Genomic DNA, 17932 nt, shown 5'->3' with positions numbered 1-17932 from the left:
CTTCGCGCCCGCTTCGCGCGCCCGGCCCCGCGCGCTCCACGCGCCCGGCCCAGCGCACCTTTGTCGCGCGCGCGGCGGTTCGTGCCTGCGCGGGCGCGACAAACCTCCGCGCGCCCGACACAAACCTGCGCGTGGGCGACGACGCTGAGCGTCGTCACGCGGGGGAGGCGGGGCTAGGGGCGCGGGGGCGCGGTCGACGCGCGGACGACCAGGCGCGTGGGCACGATCGTGGTGCCGACGTCGCGCGAGGAGTCCTCGATCTCGTGCAGCAGCATCTGGATGCTGCGGCTGCCGATCTCGGCGAAGTCCTGGTGCACGGTGGTGAGCGGCGGCCAGAACGCCTGCGCCTCGGCCATGTCGTCGAAGCCGACGACGCTCACGTCGTCGGGAACCGACACGCCGCGCTCGTGCAGCGCGCGCATCAGGCCGAGCGCCATCTGGTCGTTGGCGGCGAAGACCGCGGTGACGGCGGGGTCGAGCTGCAGTCCGACCCGGTACCCCGACTCGACGGTCCAGTCGCCGACGACGGGCTCGACGACGGGTGCGCCCGCGGCGAGCAGGGTCGCGCGCCACGAGTCGGTGCGGCGGGCGGCGGAGAACGACGACTCGGGGCCGGCGAGGTGGAACACGGTCGTGTGCCCGAGGTCGAGCAGGTGCTGCGTCGCGAGGCGGGCTCCCTCGGCCTGGTCGGCGTCGACGACGGTGTAGCGGTCGCCGGCGTCCGAGTCGAGGATCACCACGGGCACGCCGCGGGGCAGCACGATGTCGGAGTTGTCGAGGGTGTGCGCCTCGATGATGATCGCGATGCCGTCGACGGCCTGCTCCGACAGCCGGGTGAACGCCACCGCCATCTCGCCCTGGGTCGGCACGGTGATCGGCATCAGCGTGATCGAGTACCCGGCCTGAGCCGAGGCGGTCGCGATCGCGTCGAGCGTGCGCATGTTGCCGTAGGTGGAGAGCGTCGTCATGATGACGCCGATCGACTGGAAACGGCCCGTCTTCAGAGCGCGCGCGGCGCTGTTGGGGCGGTAGCCCAGCTCGTCCATCGCGGCGAGCACCCGGTCACGCGTTGCGGCGTCGACGTTCGTGAGGCCGTTGGCAACCCGCGACACGGTCTGCGACGACACGTTCGCGAGCGCGGCGACCTGCGCCATCGACGGGCCGCGTCGCTGCCGCGTTATTGCCGAGGTGTCGCTGGTCATCGTCGATCCGCTCATCCGTGTGGCATCAGTCTGGCACCAGTGTGCGCCATGTTTACGTAAACATGCTACCGTGATGCGAACGCGATGTTTACGCAAACATCGGCACCCCCAAATTATGACCTCAGGGCCGAGAGATTAGTGAGTACTCACGAATGACGACGGTGTCACCACCCGCACCCGGGCTTGTAGCCCCCAAGCGGCACAAGCAGAAGCTCGACTGGACCGGCTGGAAGTTCGTCGGCCCGTTCATGCTGGTCTTCGCGCTCGTGCTCATCGCCCCGGTGATCTACTCGATCTACCTGAGCCTGTTCAAGGAACAGCTCATCGGCGGCAACTCGTTCGTCGGCCTCGACAACTACGCCCAGGCGCTCGGCGACGCGCGCTTCTGGGAGTCGCTCGGCCGCGTCACCCTGTTCCTCGTCGTGCAGGTGCCGATCATGCTGATCCTGGCGCTCGCCGCCGCGCTCGCGCTCGACAGCGCACGCCTCTACATCTCGTCGTTCTTCCGCATCGCGATCTTCCTGCCGTACGCCGTTCCCGCCGTGGTCGCGACGCTCATGTGGGGCTTCATCTACGGCACCCAGTTCGGTCTCGTCGGCGACCTCAACGACTTCCTCGGCACCGCGTTCGCACCTCTCTCCAACACCTGGGTACTGGCGAGCGTCGGCAACATCGTGACCTGGGAGTTCGTGGGCTACAACATGCTGCTGTTCTACGCCGCCCTCCGCGTCATCCCGGTCGACCTCTACGAGGCCGCCGAACTCGACGGCGCCGGGGCCTTCCGCATCATCCGCAGCATCAAGCTGCCGGCCCTGCGCCCCGCGATCGTCATCGGGACGATCTTCTCGATCATCGGCAGCTTCCAGCTGTTCAACGAGCCGAACATCCTGCAGTCGCTCGCGCCGAACTCGATCACCACCTACTTCACGCCGAACATGTACGCCTACAACCTGTCGTTCTCCGGCCAGCAGTACAACTACTCGGCGACCATCGCCATCATCGTCGGACTCCTGACGGCGGTCATCGCCTACGTCGTGCAGCTCACCGGTTCCAGAAAAGAGTCATGATCATGACGACAACGATCTCCGACGCGCCCGTCGCGGCCGCGCCATCCGCCAAGCCCTATAAAGCACCCCGCTACGCCCGCAAGACCGGCCACCTCGACCGCAGCAAAAAGAAGTCGGTCTGGCTCACCGTGATCATGGGCGTCGGCGTCGTCTACAGCCTGCTGCCCCTGTTCTGGCTGTTCGTCAGCTCGACCAAGACCCAGGCCGAACTGCTCAACTCGTTCGGCCTCTGGTTCAGCGGCCCGTTCGCGTTCTTCGACAACATCGTCGCCACGCTCACCTACGACGACGGCGTCTTCGTGCGCTGGTTCCTCAACACGCTGCTCTACGTCGTCGTCGGAGCAGGCGGGGCGACGTTCCTCGCCGCGCTCGGCGGCTACGGTCTCGCCAAGTTCAACTTCCCGGGCAAGAAGGCCGTGTTCGCGGTCGTCATCGGAGCGGTCGCCATCCCTGGCACCGCGCTCGCCGTGCCGACCTTCCTGATGTTCAGCCAGATGGGGCTCACCAACACGCCGTGGGCGATCATCCTTCCGTCGCTGATCAGCCCGTTCGGCCTCTACCTGATCTGGACCTACGCGCTCGACGCCGTGCCCACCGAGGTGCTCGAAGCCGCCCGCATGGACGGAGCCGGCGAGTTCCGCACCTTCTTCACGATCTCGCTGAAGCTGCTCGCCCCCGGTCTCGTCACCGTGCTGCTGTTCACCGTCGTCGCGACGTGGAACAACTACTTCCTGCCCCTCATCATGCTGAGCGAACCCACCTGGTACCCGCTCACCGTCGGCCTCAACCAGTGGAACGCGCAGGCCTCGACCGCGGGCGGCGACCCCATCTACAACCTCGTCATCACCGGCTCGCTGCTCACGATCATCCCGATCATCGTCGCGTTCCTGTTCCTGCAGAGGTTCTGGCAGTCCGGACTCGCCGCGGGAAGCGTCAAGGCCTGACCACGAGCGTGCGCCGCCGGAGGAGACCGGCAGCGCGAGTACGAATCACATCTCCGCGGGCAGATTCCCTGCCCACCGTTTACAAGGAAGTGAAAGGCAGAACAATGAAGTTGCACCACAGCAAGGTCCGTCGCACGACGGCCGTCGTCGCGACCGGGCTCGTCGTGGGCCTCGCCCTCGCGGCGTGCGCACCCTCGGCCGGAGGCGGAGCCGACTCGGGCACCGCTGCCGACATCGAAGCGGCACTGCAGGAGAAGAGCACCATCACGGTGTGGGGTTGGGCACCGCAGCTCGACGATCTCGCCGCCGGGTTCGAAGCCGAATACCCGAACGTCACTGTCGAGGTCGTCAACGCCGGAACGGGCAACGACCAGTACATCAAGCTCCAGAACGCCATCAAGGCTGGCTCGGGCGGTCCGGATGTCGCACAGATCGAGTACTACGCGATGCCCCAGTTCGGGCTCGCCGACGCCCTGGTCGATCTCACCGACTTCGGTTTCGCCGACTTCGAAGACGACTTCACGGCCAGCACGTGGAACTCCGTGAGCCTCGACGGCGGCATCTACGCGCTGCCCCAGGACTCCGGCCCCATGGCCATGTTCTACAACCAGACGGTGTTCGACTCGCTCGGTATCGCGGTGCCGACCACATGGGACGAGTACATCGCCGCGGCGAACACCATCCACGCGGCCAACCCCGACGCCTACATCACCAACGACACCGGCGACGCCGGCTTCACCACGAGCATGATCTGGCAGGCCGGCGGTCAGCCGTACTCCACCGACGGCACCGACGTGACGATCGACCTCCAGGACGAGGGCTCGAAGAAGTTCGCCGACATGTGGAGCCAGCTCACCGAGAACGACCTGGTCGCCCCCATCTCGTCGTGGAGCGACGAGTGGTACAAGGGACTCGCCGACGGAACCATCGCGACGCTGAACATCGGCGCCTGGATGCCCGGCAACCTCGAGTCCGGCGTGCCCGCGGCCGCCGGCAACTGGCGCGTCGCTCCGCTGCCGACCTACGACGGCACCCCCGCGAGCAGCGAGAACGGCGGCAGCGCCGACGCGGTGCTCAAGGGCAGCGACAACAAGCTCGTCGCCGCCGGCTTCGTGCAGTGGATGAACCAGGGCGCCGGAGCCCAGATCTCGATCGACGGCGGCGGATTCCCGTCCACCACGGCCGACCTCGAGTCCGACGAGTTCCTGAACTACGAGAGCGAGTACTTCGGCGGCCAGCAGATCAACCAGGTCTTCGCACAGTCGATCGCCGACGTGGTTCCGGGCTGGACCTACCTGCCGTTCCAGGTCTACTCGAACAGCATCTTCGGCGATACCGTGGGCCAGTCCTACGCGTCGAAGAGCGACCTGAACAGCGGCCTCGAGTCGTGGGAGACCGCGTCGGCCGACTACGGCAACGACCAGGGCTTCACGGTCACCGCGAAGTAGCAGCACAGCACGATGCACGACACGCGGGCGCTTCCCGAGGGGGAGCGCCCGCACCATTTCCACGCACGACACAAGGAGCCCCGGTGACGTACCCGGCAGCACAGACCCCGGCCACGACGGCCCGCAGCTTCGCCATCGGCGAGCACGACTTCCTGCTCGACGGCAAACCGTTCCGCATCCTCTCCGGGGCACTGCACTACTTCCGCGTGCACCCCGACCTCTGGGCCGACCGCATCCACAAGGCCAAGCTGATGGGGCTCAACACGATCGAGACCTACGTGCCGTGGAACGAGCACTCCCGCCGTCGCGGCGAATTCGACACCGCGGGCGGGCTCGACCTCGCCCGCTTCCTCGACCTCGTGGCCGCCGAGGGGCTGTACGCGATCGTGCGGCCCGGCCCGTTCATCTGCGCCGAGTGGGACAACGGCGGCCTGCCCGCCTGGCTGTTCACCGACCCCGAGGTCGGTGTGCGCCGCAACGAGCCGCGCTACCTCGCCGCCATCGCCGAGTACTTCGACGCCCTGCTGCCGATCGTCGCCGAGCGGCAGATCGAGAACGGCGGACCGGTCATCCTCGTGCAGATCGAGAACGAGTACGGGGCGTACAGCGACGACAAGGACTACCTGCGCGCGCTCGTCGACCTCAACCGCGCCGGCGGGATCACCGTGCCGTTCACTACGATCGACCAGCCCACCGACCAGATGCTCGACGACGGCAGCCTTCCCGAACTGCACAAGACCGCGTCGTTCGGCTCCCGCGCCACCGAGCGCCTCGCCACGTTGCGCGCCCACCAGCCCACCGGCCCGCTCATGTGCGCCGAGTTCTGGAACGGCTGGTTCGACTACTGGGGTGCGCACCACCACACCACCGGAGCCGAGGAGGCCGCCGCCGAACTCGACGAGCTGCTCGCGACCGGCGCCTCGGTCAACCTCTACATGCTGCACGGCGGCACCAACTTCGGCTTCACCAACGGCGCCAACGACAAGGGCGTGTACCAGCCCACCGTCACGTCCTACGACTACGACGCCCCGCTCACGGAGTCCGGCGAGCCCGGACCGAAGTTCTGGGCTTTCCGCGACGTGATCGCGAAGTACGCCCCCGTGCCCGACGAGGTGCCCGTCGCCAGCGCGCCCGCGCCCGTGTTCGAGGTGGCGCTCGACACCACCGTCTCCCTCGCCGCGGCCGTCGCATCGGGTTCCTCCTCCCTCGGATCGTGGGGAGAGTACGACCACCTGCCGACACTCGACGAGATCGGCCACTTCCGCGGGTTTGCCCTGTACCGCACCGCCGTCGACCGCGACGGCGTGCTCTCGTTCGGCGAGGTGCGCGACCGCGCGCAGGTGTTCCTCGACGGTGCGCCGGTCGGCGTGCTGAGCCGCGACCAGCACGACACCGCGCTCGTCGTGCCCGGACCCGGTGTGCTCGAGATCCTCGTCGAGGACCAGGGGCGGGTGAACTACGGCGAGCGCATCGGCGAGTCGAAGGGGCTCCTCGGTCCCGCGGTGCTCGGCGCCACCGCCACGGGGGAACGCACCGAACTGACGTCGTGGAGCGTGCTGCCGATCGACCTCGATGCGCCGCCCGCGGGCGTGTTCGCCGCGGCATCCATCGGGCCTGTCAGCGGCCCCGCCTTCGCGGGTGCGGTGTTCGAGATCGACGAGCCGGTCGACCTGTTCCTCAGCACGGCCGGCTGGGGCAAGGGCAACGTCTTCGTGAACGGCTTCAACCTCGGACGGTACTGGAGCCGCGGTCCGGGGTCGACGCTCTACGTGCCGGGCCCGCTGTTGCGCCCCGGGCGCAACGAGCTGGTGGTCTTCGAGACGCTCGCGATCGCGGATCCCATGGCGCGCTTCGTCGCCGCGCCCGATCTCGGGCACACCGAGTTCTAGCGGCGCCGACCTCGATACGCCGAAGCGGCGCCCGCGCCCGAATATGCGGGCGCGGACGTCGCGGCAGGGGTCAGGAGACCTTGCTGCCCACGTCGGCGAGGTAGAGGCCGAGCTCGCTGCGGCGGCTCGCTCCGAGCTTGACCCGGGCCTGCAGCACGTGGGACTCCACGGTGCGGACGCTGAGGAACAGCCTGCTGGCGATCTCCGAGTTGCTCAGGCCGATGCCGGCGAGCTGGGCGATCTCGAGCTCGCGGCGGGTGAGCCGCGCCACATTGTCGCGCGCTGCGGCGTTGCTGGCCGGCACCACCGCCGTCACCGGGCTGAGCGGCTGACGCGCCTGCGCGTCGCGGCGGGCACGGCTGACGACCGCTTCGGCCGAGCGGCCGTGCCCGAGGTGAGCGGTCATGGCAAGCGAGAACGCCCACGCCGCTTCCTCGCTGAGGCCGAACTCCTCGAGCCTCGAGCCGACGGCGTCGAGGCGGAACGCGTCGCCGGCGGCCTCGGCACGCACGTGCTCCTCGTAGACGTCGGCGATGTGCGAGTGGCCGAGCGACTCGAAGCCGTCCATCAACGCGACCAGCTTGTCCAGCGGTGCACCGGCCCGCGACGCGAGATACGCGCCGGTCATGCTCACCTGGCGGTAGCGGCCTTTTTTGTAGTCCGCGAGGTCGAGCAGCGCCGCGTGGGTCTTCGTCATGTCGGCGGGGTTCACGTCGAGCAGGATGCGGATGTAGCGGGAGTAGAACTCCATCCACGGTTCGCTCGTCAGTTCCGCCGGCGACATGCTGCCGAAGATCTCCATCGCCTCGTCCGGCCGGTTGAGGGCGAACAGCGACACCGCGCGCAACAGGCGTACGACGAACGAGGTCTCGGGCTCGGTCTTGAATCGCAAGCCGGCCTCGGCGCGGGCCAGTTCCACCTCGGCACGCGCGGCGTTCTGCGACGACAGGCTCAGCGAGCCGGACACCGCGTTGACGAGGGCGAGTTCCAACTCGTTGCCCTCCAGCACGGCACGGAGCGCGTAGACGTCGAGGTCGTGGGAGAGCTGCACCCGCGACTCGCCCTGCTGCGACAACGTGAAGCCCGCGCGGGCAATGAAGATCGCGGCGGCCGTGTGGTCGTCGCTGTAAGTGCGAAAGCTGCGGGATGCGGCGATCTCGCCGACCAGCGCACGCCCGTCGGTGTAGGCCCTGTCGAGTTCCGCGGGCTCGCCACGGTGCGAGTACGTCGACACGAGCAGGGTGAGCGCCCGGAGCCGCAACGGCATCGGCTTCGACTCGTCTGCGGCGAAGGCGTTGAGAGCGTCGATGCCGTCCTCGTAATCGCTCGAGATCAGTTCGCCGAACATCTCTGTGAGCTCCCCGATGGCGGCAAGCAGGGGGTCGACCGTGCCCCAGCCGGTGGTGATCCCGACCATGGTGCCACGCCGTTGCTCGCTGTCGGGCACCCAGCCGCTCAGCAGGATCCACCACATGGCGAGATCGACGTCTTCCCGCGGCACGGTGTGGGGCGTCGTGTCCCGCTCGAGCAGGTCGAGGGCTGCGTTGACGCGACCCTGGCCGGCGAGCGCCCGCGACAGCGAGTGGACGGCCGGCACCGCGGGTGCGAGTGCCATCGAACGACGGGCGAATACTTCGGATGCCGCGGGCAGCCCCCACACGTCGGCCCGACGGGCGGCGCGGCAGAGGACGCTCGCGGATTTCTCCGCGCTCAGCCCGTCGAGGGGGTCCGCGTCCGGGTTGTTCACCCAGTAGGTCGACAGCACCACGCACTCCGACGACGTGAGCGATTCGCCCATCCGCAGGTCGGACAACAGCAGTTTCTCGACCGCGTGCTCCGCGTCGAGCGGGTTCTCCACCTCGCGCAGCAGCTGGGCAGCGCTCGCATAGAGCAGGTTGGCGGCGACGAATTCGGACGCCCCCGGCTCGTGGCTGACGAGCCCGCGTCGCAGCAGCGAGCGCAGCGGGGCCTGCCCGACGAGCCGCGCGGCGCGGACGTAGGGGATCGTACCGAGCTTGGCGAGCGTGATCAGGGCGTACTCGTCGACGTCGCTGAGGTCGAGAAGACGCTCACGGGCGAGGTCGAGGATGCGCGGGGGCAGCGTGTTCGGCCCCAGGATCAGCGACGCGCTGCCCATGTCGACGCTTCCCGGGTTGCGCAGGGCCTCCCGGGTGAGCTCGCCGATGAGTTTCGGGTTGCCGGCCGCGCCGTGCACGATGCGCGCGCGGGTGACGACGTCGAGGCCCTCGTGTCCGCAGGCGTCGTCGATCATGGCGGAGGCCTCGGTGAATCCGACCCCCGAGAGGTCGACACGCTCGAGACCGAGATCGGCCCACAACGACGTGATGGTGCGCGTGCGCGCCACGGACTCCGCGGTCGCCGGCCCCACCGGGTTGATGTCGAGAGTGATCAGGACGGGACGGTCGGTGCTGCCCACGAAGTCGACGAGGCCCTGGAGGTTCTCGAGCGACAGCACGTGAGCATCCTCGATGGTCACGATCCCTCGCGATTCGCCGTGGTCGCCCTGCAATCTCAGTAGTCGCGCGACGTCGCGTGACCGTGTGCAGCGGATGACCGAGTTGTCGTTCGCCTCATGCATGCCCGGTTCGATGCGCTCCACCAGGGTGGATGCGACGAAACTTTTGCCCATTCCTGTGTGGCCTGTGAGAATGACACTGATCCCTTTGCGAAGGGACCTTTCGATCCTGTCGATTTCGGATCGGCGAGCAGCGCCAAGAGCCTCGTAATGCGCGACTACTTCGTCGCGAAACCTTCGATACTGAAGTGCTTTCACAATTTCCTCCCCGCGTCGATCATGCTCTTTCTTCTCGGTAATGGCCACCTTTTGACAGCGATTGGCCAGAATTTCACCCCTGCAGGTATGACAAAGTGTCGCGTTGCTGAGTGTCCGTAGCGACAAAACTCGGTAGCAACTACTGAGAGCGTCTCAGCTGGACCGCGTAGGCCGGATGGCCCGGCTCTTTGCTGGGATATACGGCCTCCGGAGGTGGATTCCGCCGCTCGGACGACCGCGATTTCCTCGGTATCGCGGCGGGTCTACCCCCGTAGTTATTCGGTAGCAGCGCGCATTGTCTGGCTGTGGGGCCGACCCTAGCGTCGGTACCGGGCCCGCTCTGCTTTGCGGGCCTGTCGCTCATCCGGACCCGTAAGTACGCCGGAGTGGGCGGGTGACACCGGGTAGCAGGGGGCTTTTCGATGAGCGCACGAACACGACGCCGCGGATTGATGGGGGCAACAGCTCTGGTCACGGCGACCGCACTTTCCGTATTGGGGCTGTCGGTGCCCGCACAGGCGCTGCCGACGCCGACCGACAATTCGCAGGCCCTCGCACAGTTCCTGGGGTCGACGTTGCTGCAGGCGCAGTTGGCGGATGTCGGTACCGCGAGTTCCGGAAGCCCGACCGGCCCCGGCACTCAGGCCAACCCGCTCAACGCGGCGGCGGTCAACAGCGCTCTCACCCTCCAGGTGGCGCCCGGTGTCCAGGTGCCGCTCGTCACGGGCGGCGCGACTCCCGGTCTGCTCGACCTCGGCGAGCTCGGCGTCGTGCAGAACTACGCGGCGACGACGCCGACCTCCTCGATCGCGGCATCCGGCCTCGTCAGCAACGACGGCTCGATCTCGCTCAGCCCGACGGCACCGCCCACCGCCGGCGGCAACGCGAAGGTCAACCTCACCCAGTTCCTCGGCCAGCTCGGTGTCGCCGGCCTGACCGACCAGATCGTCGACCAGCTCAACCTGCAGATCGGAGCGGTCGCGTCGAACGCCACCGCCACTGCGGGTGGCGCTCCCGTGTACCAGTACCGGGTCAGCGACCTGAAGGCCAACCTGCACAGCGCGCTCGTGGCATCGCTGACCACGCAACTGCGAGCGGCCGGCGTCAGCGTCGGCTCGACCGTGACGACGCAGCTCAACGGCCTCGTCGGCACGGGCGGCACCCTCCAGACGTTGGTCAACAACCTCAACGCCGGCACCAGCCTCGACCTGCCGGGCGTCGCCGTGGTCACCCTCGGCACACCGACCATCACCGTCAACCTCGCCGACCTCGGCGCGGTCGTGGACCAGGCGCTCGGCACGAACTCGGTGATCGTCAGCGACGACAACGCGGTCACGGTCAACCTCACCACGGGCACCGTCACGATCGACTTCGCCAAAATCGTCAACCCGGGCGGCCCCAACCTCAACGGCCTGCCGGCGAACACCGAGGTCATCACGGCCGAGACGATCGGCCTCGTGACCGCGGGTGTGACCAACGCGCTCGGAAAGATTGCCGCACCGATCACCACCGCGCTGAACACGGCGATCAACAACTCGACGGTCACCGTCAGCATCAACCTCCGGGCCGTCGCTGCCGGCAACATCACGGTGATCAACGCCCCGATCACGCTCACGGGCACAATCCAGCAACTGGCGGCGGGCGCGATCGTCCCTGACCTGTCGCAGATCCAGGTTCTCCCCGGTCTCGGTCCCATCCTCGGACCGGCCGTCAACGCCCTGCTGGGTGGCTTGCTCACGGCTCTCACAACGAACCTGGTCACCCCGCTCGTCGCTGCCGTCGGAACGGCCGCGACCGGCGCCCTGACCGCGTCCGGCCCGGCCATCACGACGGCCCTCAACGGCGTGATCAACCCGGTCGTCGGCACCCTCACCACCGTGCTCGGCCCGGTGCTCGACCGCGTGATCGACCTACGGATCAACGACCAGCCGCAGACGGTCACGGCGTCGAACCCCGTCGCCACGCCGGGCGACCTCGGCGCGGGCTCCAGCACCGTGCGCGCCATCAGCCTGACGCTGCTCCCCGGAGTCGCCGGAACCACCCTCGCCAAGGTCTCGCTCGGTTCGTCGACGGTTCTGGCCGAGGCGGCTCCGACGGTCGACATCGTCGAGACCACCGTGCGAGAGGGCAACACGATCACTATCACCGGCGCGGACTTCCCCGACGGCCCCGTCAGCGTGCAGCTCAGCACACCGGGCGGACCGCTCGGTGCCGCCATCCCGGCCACCGCTGTCGGCGGAGCCTTCACGCTCGCGCCCGTGACGATCCCGCTCGGAACCGTCGGACCGGTCACCGTCACGGCGACCCAGGGCCTCTACGCGCCTACGGACTCCGTCGTCGTGACCGGCAATCCCACCGTGAACATCCTCGAGACCTCGGTCCCGGTCGGCGGTGACATCACCGTCAACGGCATCAACTGGCTGCCGAACACCGCGCTGACCGTCGACCTGCTCGACGGCGCGACGGTTCTCGACACGCTGACGCCGACCGCCGACGCCAACGGCGTCTTCGCGGTCACCTTCACCACTCCTCCGGGGACCTCGGCGACCCTTACGGCGCGCGCCACCCAGGGGGCTGACGTCCGCACCGACACGGTCGCCGTCATCCCGCCGGGCACGCCCTTCATCAACATCCAAGAGGGCACCGTCGTCGCCGGCTCCGACATCACCGTCGACGGTGGCGACTGGGGCAACGGCGAGACCGTCGGACTCGTCTTCGTCGACGCGAACGGCGTCGAGCTGGGCACCGACACCGTCACGGCGACCGCCGGCGGCGACATCCCGGAGACGACCTTCACCGTGCCGCTCACCGCGGTCGGATCGGTCACCGTGAACGCGACCGGCGCGAACGACGGTGACGAGGCGGCCGACACGGCGCTGGTGACCCCGTACCCGACGATCGACATCGTCGAACCGACCGCTGTCGCCGGACAGACGGTGAACGTGAACGGCGCCTCGTGGGTGCCCGGTCCCGACATCACCATCGAGTACACCTCCGGCGGCGTTCCCGTTCCCGGTCTCGCCGACGGCACCGTCCAGGCGAACCCCGACGGCTCGTTCTCGACGACGTTCGTCGTACCGGCCGGATTCTTCGGAACCATCCAGGCGACGGCGACCCAGGGCGCCGCGACCAACGACGACAGCGTCGTCGTGCCGCAGCCGACCGCGAACATCGTGCAGGACACGGTGGTCGCCGGTACCCCGCTGACCTTCACCGGCCAGGGTTGGACCGGGATCGTCGGCAACACCGACGTCGAAATCACGTACCTCGCTGACGGACTACCGCTCGCCGGACCGTTCGTCCAGGCCACCGGCCCGGGCGGCACGTTCACCGCGAACTACACGGTTCCGGGCACAACTCCCGACGGAACGGTCATCACCGCGACCGTGACCCAGGCGCAGGCAGGCTTCCCGCCCGCCAGCGACACGGCGAACGTCGCCGCGGCACCGCTGCTCGACGTCATCGAGGAGACGGTCACCGAGGGCAAGGTGATCAGCGTCCACGGCGAGGGATGGGCGACCGGAACGCTGCTGGTGAACGTCACCATCAGCAACGGCGACCCGGCCTTCGACGATTCGCGACTGGTCGGCGTCACCCCCGAGGGCGAGTTCGACTTCACCTACACGGTCCCGCTCGGCCAGCTCGGAACTGTGACCGTCACGGCGACGAACGGCACCAGCACCGCGGCCGACACCGTCCTGGTCACCCCGGCCCCGACCGTCAACGTCGTCGAAGACGGCGTGCCGTTGGCCGGCGGCACCGTGAACGTGCAGGGCGGCAACTGGACCGTGGGCACCCCGGTAGCACTCGAGTTCCTCGACGGCAACGGCGACCCCATCGTCGGCGCGACTCCGACGACCGCGACGGTCACCGTCTACGACCCCGCAGTACCGGGCAACCTCGGCACCATCGCGGTCGCCGTGACGATCCCCGCGGGAATCACCGGGCCGATCACCGTCAACGCGACGCAGGGTGACAACACGGCGACGGACACACTCGCCGTCATCCCGCCGACGAACTTCGTCATCCCGCAGGACGAGGTGGTCGTCGGTCAGCAGATCACGCTCACCGGAACCGGCTGGAACCCGGCGACTCTCGTCACGGTGTCGTTCCTCGACGCCGACGGCGAGACGAACCCCACCGCCATCCAGTTCTCGACGCTGGCGAACGGTTCGTTCAGCATCCCGTTCACGGTGCCTGTCGGCACCGTCGCAGGATCGCTCACGGTGACCGCCAGCCAGGACGGCAACCCGGGCCTGACCGACGTCGTGACCGTACTGGTCCCCGCCGTCCAGGTCCCTGCCGACCCGGTGGTTCCCGGAACCACGATCCCCGTCACCGGAACCGACTGGGTACCGTCCAGCACCGTCACCATCGTGTACAGCAACGAGGACGGCCCCATCGGCAGCCCCGTCGACGTACCGACCGACACGGACGGCAACTTCACCGACACCAGCTTCATCGTGCCGGTCGGAGAGACCTCGATCACCGTCACGGTGACGCAGGGCGATGTGACCGTGATCGAAGAGGTCACGATCAGCGAGCCCGCCGTCGAGATCGACCAGACCACCGTCGTCGAGGGAGACACCATCACCCTCAGCGGCTCCGGCTGGGTCGGCGGCTCCACCGTCACGATCGAATACCGCGACGGCAACGTGCCGGCCAACATCGTCGGAACCCAGACGGGTGTCATCACCGCGGCGGACGGGACGTTCGACTCGAGCTTCCTGGTACCGACCAACGTGGGCGGCTCGATCACGGCCGTGGTCAGCCAGGGCGTGAACACCGCCAGCGACACCGTCGCCGTCACCGAGGATGCGGACGCCGACGTCGATGTCGCGGTCGACGCGGATACCGACGGCGCCGACGTGGACGTCGATGTCGATGTCGATGTGGATGTCGCGGCCGACGTTGCGGCCGACGTCGACGTCGATGTGGATGCTGCTGCGGATGTCGCGGCCGATGCTGACGCCGCTGCCGACGTCGCTGCGGATGCAGATGCCGATGTGGACGCCGCAGCCGATGTGGCCGCTGACGCCGATGCCGATGTGGACGCCGCCGCTGACGTGGCCGCTGATGCCGCTGCTGACGTGGACGTGGACGTGGATGCTGCTGCGGATGTCGCGGCCGACGCTGACGCCGCTGCCGACGTCGCTGCTGACGCTGATGCCGATGTGGACGCCGCAGCCGATGTGGCCGCCGACGCCGATGCCGATGTGGATGCCGCCTCTGACGTGGCCGCTGATGCCGATGCCGACGTGGACGTGGATGCTGCTGCGGATGTCGCGGCCGACGCTGACGCCGCTGCTGACGTGGCCGCTGATGCCGATGCCGACGTGGACGCCGATGCTGCTGCGGATGTCGACGCAGACGCTGCCGACGCAGACGCAGACGCAGACGCTGACGCTGCCGACGCCGACGTGGATGCCGCTACCGATGTGGCCGCCGACTCGGACGCGACCGACATGGACGCCGCCGCTGACGTGGCCGCCGACGTCGACGCCGCTGCCGATGTAGCCGCAGACGTAGACGCAGCTGCCGATGTCGATGCCGCCGCCGACGCGGCTGCTGATGCGGACGCTGCCGATGCCGACACCGATGCCGCTGCCGATGTGGCCGCCGACGCCGACGCTGCTGATGCCGCGGTCGACGCCGACACGGATGCAGCCGCCGACACGGATGCCGCCGCAGACGTGGCTGCTGACGCCGACGCTGCTGATGCCGACGTCGACGCCGCGACCGCCGCAGACGCCGATGCGGCCGATTCCGACCTGGGTGCCGACGGCATCGAGGTGGACTCGGACACGGATGCGGCAACGGCAGCCGATGCCGCGGCCGACACGGATGCTGCGACCGACGCGGCAGCTGACGCCTCCGATTCCGACCTGGGTGCCGACGGCATCGAGGTGGACTCGGACACCGATGCTGCGACCGACGCCGACGCGACCGACACGGACGCCGCGACCGACGCGGACGGGGGAGACCCGGTCGGCGAGCTGGCCCGAGGCACCGTGGAGAAGCGCACGATCGTCCGCGGCACCGGCGTCAGCCAGGTGACCACTGGATCCGGCTTCGAACCCGGTGAGACGGTTACCGCGACGGTTCGCTCGACGCCCTTCACCCTGCCGACGCAGATCGCCGATGCCAGCGGAAACGTGAGCTTCACGTTCGCGATCGGTGCCGACTTCGAACTCGGTGCCCACCGCATCGACTACGTGGGAAGCGTCAGCGGCGACATTCCGACGGAACGGGAAACCACCGACTTCGTCGTACTAGGACAGCCAGCGGCTCTGGCTAGCACCGGATTCACGGGAATGTGGCTCGCCGGCCTTGCGGCGCTGCTCATGCTCGCGGGAGCCGGAGGCATCGGTGTCACGCGCCGACAGAAGTCGCGCGTGATCTAAAGGGGGATGAGTGCGCCCGCACGACGAGAATCGGGCTCTCCCCCGCCCGTGTCGACGGGGGCACTCACTCACCGACCGCGGTGGGCGTCGCTAGGCCGACGCCCACCGCACCACCCTCGTCGACCAACACACATGCGCAATCCCGGGGAGGGGACCAGCAGTGACAACAACGAAAGAACCAGACGCACCACCCGTGGTGCCGAGAAAAGCCAAGATCGCAGCGGGGGTGGCCCTCGCGCTGGTCGCGCTGTACGTGTTCACCAGCCTGGTGATCGTGGCCCCGACGAGCGCTTTCCGCTCGGCGCTGTCACCGCTGATCTCGGCCGCGAGTCCGTACTTCGCACAGAAGTGGAACGTCTTCGCCCCGAACATCATGAAGACCAACATCACCATGGAGGTCCAGGGGCAGTGGCGCAACGACGCGGGAGAGCTCGTCAAGAGCGACTGGGTCAGCGTCACGGGACTCGAGCAGCAGGCGGTGCCGGGCAACGCGATCCCGTCACGGATCCAGAAGTCGTCGTGGAACGCGGCGCTCATCTACAGCAAGCGGTACGCGCTGCTCACGCCCGACCAGCAGGAGATCGTGCGCGACACGTTCATCGAGCGTGCGGGCGACGGCTACCGGGCGAAGCTCGTCGAGCCGCTCATCGAACAGCTCCAGGCGGACGGCGACAACACCTCCGACATCGTGCGGTTCCTCCGCTACGACTACATGCTGAAGGAATACGCCACCAACTTCACCACGGCGTACTTCGCCGAGGACATCGAGCGCGTGCGCTGGCGCATCGTGCGCACCCAGCCGAACGACTTCGACCACCGCTTCGAGCAGACGCAACAGTTCGAGCCGCGCGCGGTCACCTTCGGCTGGCGCCAGGTCGACGACGTGATCGACCCCGAAACCATCGCCGTCTACGACGACGTGATCGAAAGGTACGGGCGCTGATCATGGGAAATCCGACAACAGCGGCCGCGGCATCCGAAATTCTGAACCCGGTCACACTCTTTAATAAGCTGGCGGGATGGCTCACCCGAGCCCAGCACGCAACGTACAGTCTCTCCGCGCTGAGGATCATTTTCGGGTTCTCGATCCTGGCGTTCCTCGTCACGAACTTCGCCGACCGCCAGTACCTCTGGGGAGTCGCCTCGAAGTGGGTGGAGCCGGAGGCCAGCCGCGCGGGGCACTTCGGACTGTTCCGCATGCTGTTCTCGAAGGAGAACGCGACGCTGTTCGACCTCTCGTACCTGATTCTGGCGGCGCTCGCCGTGCTGTTCCTGGTCGGGCTGCAGACGCGGGTGGTCACGCCGTTCCTGCTGCTGTTCTGGATGGGGCTGTCCGTCAACAGCGCCGTGCTGACCAACGGCGGGGACACGATCATGCGCATTGCGCTGTTCTTCCTGATCTTCGCGAACCTGTCGCAGCACTGGTCGGTGGATGCCTGGCTGAGGAACACGTACGGCGTCGCCCGCACGACGTGGTTGCCCCGTCGTCTCACGCCGCCGTCGTGGGCGACGAACGCCGCGCACAACGCCGCGATCATGGTGTGCTGCTACCAGATCATGCTCGTCTACGTGAACTCCGGCATCTTCAAGCTGCAGGGAGAGGAATGGCGCAACGGCACCGCGTTCTACTACTCGGTCGTGCTCGACGTGTTCCGCCCGTTCCCCGGGCTCACCGACCTGACCTGGCAGTTCAGCATCTTCGTGTTCATCGCGACCTGGCTGTCGATCTGGGTGCAGCTGACCTTCCCGGTGCTGGTGCTCTGGCGGCCGACGCGCATCGCCGCGCTGGTCTTCTTGCTCGGCATGCACTTCGGTATCGGACTCTTCCTGGGGCTGTGGCCGTTCTCGCTGGCGATGATCTCGCTCGATCTGCTGTTCGTTCGCGACGGGTCGTGGCAGCGCGCGCTGAGGTGGGTACGCGAGGTCGCCGCCGTGGTGAAAGAGATCGTGGTGAACCGTCGGGTTCCCCGGGTCGCGGTCGCTGAGCCTGTCGAAGCGCCCGCCGCCGAGACGCCGGCCCGTGAGCCTGTCGAAGGGTCCGACGGCGCCGACGCCGAGCCCGAACTCGTCCCCGCGACGAGCCTCGCTGCCGCTCCACCGCGCCGCAACAACAACCTCTACGAACCGCGCAAGAAGCGGGCAAGCCGGGTGGCCAGCCTCACCAAACCGAAGCGGTAGTCCGCT

Annotated in this window: 9 protein-coding genes; 7 read left to right on the top strand and 2 right to left on the bottom strand. The window is 68.1% G+C overall.

Translation table 11 applies throughout. The features are described 5' to 3' along the window. Positions 1 to 173: 173 nt before the first annotated feature. The gene (locus HD599_RS13990) at positions 174 to 1202 is read right to left on the bottom strand and encodes a LacI family DNA-binding transcriptional regulator (RefSeq protein ID WP_184238612.1); all 1029 of its coding nucleotides are present in this window, start codon (positions 1200 to 1202) and stop codon (positions 174 to 176) included. A 152-nt stretch (positions 1203 to 1354) separates the two neighbouring features. Between HD599_RS13990 and HD599_RS13985 the strand changes: the two genes are divergently transcribed. The 4 genes from HD599_RS13985 (at position 1355) to HD599_RS13970 (ending at position 6550) form a co-directional block, all read left to right on the top strand. Then, complete coding sequence (locus HD599_RS13985) at positions 1355 to 2269, top strand: carbohydrate ABC transporter permease (protein ID WP_184238610.1); 915 nt, start codon at positions 1355 to 1357, stop codon at positions 2267 to 2269. A gap of 2 nt (positions 2270 to 2271) precedes the next feature. Further along, the gene (locus HD599_RS13980) at positions 2272 to 3213 is read left to right on the top strand and encodes a carbohydrate ABC transporter permease (RefSeq protein WP_184238608.1); all 942 of its coding nucleotides are present in this window, start codon (positions 2272 to 2274) and stop codon (positions 3211 to 3213) included. Between the two features lie 104 nt (positions 3214 to 3317). After that, positions 3318 to 4661, top strand: a complete 1344-nt coding sequence (locus HD599_RS13975) for an ABC transporter substrate-binding protein (RefSeq protein ID WP_184238605.1) — start codon at positions 3318 to 3320, stop codon at positions 4659 to 4661. Positions 4662 to 4744: 83 nt separating this feature from the next. Further along, on the top strand, positions 4745 to 6550 hold the full coding sequence (locus HD599_RS13970) for a beta-galactosidase (protein WP_184238596.1): 1806 nt from the start codon (positions 4745 to 4747) through the stop codon (positions 6548 to 6550). A 70-nt stretch (positions 6551 to 6620) separates the two neighbouring features. Here HD599_RS13970 and HD599_RS13965 read toward each other — a convergent pair whose 3' ends face one another. Continuing rightward, the gene (locus HD599_RS13965) at positions 6621 to 9200 is read right to left on the bottom strand and encodes a helix-turn-helix transcriptional regulator (RefSeq protein ID WP_184238594.1); all 2580 of its coding nucleotides are present in this window, start codon (positions 9198 to 9200) and stop codon (positions 6621 to 6623) included. Positions 9201 to 9766: 566 nt separating this feature from the next. Between HD599_RS13965 and HD599_RS13960 the strand changes: the two genes are divergently transcribed. The 3 genes from HD599_RS13960 to HD599_RS13950 all read left to right on the top strand — a co-directional run bounded on the left by HD599_RS13960 (position 9767) and on the right by HD599_RS13950 (position 17926). After that, positions 9767 to 15748 carry a choice-of-anchor G family protein gene (locus tag HD599_RS13960; protein ID WP_184238592.1) on the top strand — a complete coding sequence of 1994 codons (5982 nt, stop codon included), beginning with the start codon at positions 9767 to 9769 and terminating at the stop codon, positions 15746 to 15748. Between the two features lie 160 nt (positions 15749 to 15908). Beyond that, positions 15909 to 16691 carry a DUF5819 family protein gene (locus HD599_RS13955; protein ID WP_184238590.1) on the top strand — a complete coding sequence of 261 codons (783 nt, stop codon included), beginning with the start codon at positions 15909 to 15911 and terminating at the stop codon, positions 16689 to 16691. 2 nt (positions 16692 to 16693) lie between these two features. Beyond that, complete coding sequence (locus HD599_RS13950) at positions 16694 to 17926, top strand: HTTM domain-containing protein (protein WP_184238588.1); 1233 nt, start codon at positions 16694 to 16696, stop codon at positions 17924 to 17926. Positions 17927 to 17932: the final 6 nt, after the last annotated feature.

This window comes from Conyzicola lurida, assembly GCF_014204935.1.
GTDB lineage: Bacteria > Actinomycetota > Actinomycetes > Actinomycetales > Microbacteriaceae > Conyzicola > Conyzicola lurida.
This window is presented reverse-complemented; position numbering and strand designations above follow the sequence as displayed.

Bases quoted from the DNA above. Each gene is read 5' to 3' on its own strand.
- HD599_RS13980 (WP_184238608.1), top strand. From the start codon at position 2,272: ATGACGACAACGATCTCCGACGCGCCCGTCGCGGCCGCGCCATCCGCC.
- HD599_RS13950 (WP_184238588.1), top strand. From the start codon at position 16,694: ATGGGAAATCCGACAACAGCGGCCGCGGCATCCGAAATTCTGAACCCG.
- HD599_RS13975 (WP_184238605.1), top strand. From the start codon at position 3,318: ATGAAGTTGCACCACAGCAAGGTCCGTCGCACGACGGCCGTCGTCGCG.
- HD599_RS13965 (WP_184238594.1), bottom strand. From the start codon at position 9,200: ATGGGCAAAAGTTTCGTCGCATCCACCCTGGTGGAGCGCATCGAACCG.
- HD599_RS13990 (WP_184238612.1), bottom strand. From the start codon at position 1,202: ATGACCAGCGACACCTCGGCAATAACGCGGCAGCGACGCGGCCCGTCG.
- HD599_RS13960 (WP_184238592.1), top strand. From the start codon at position 9,767: ATGAGCGCACGAACACGACGCCGCGGATTGATGGGGGCAACAGCTCTG.
- HD599_RS13985 (WP_184238610.1), top strand. From the start codon at position 1,355: ATGACGACGGTGTCACCACCCGCACCCGGGCTTGTAGCCCCCAAGCGG.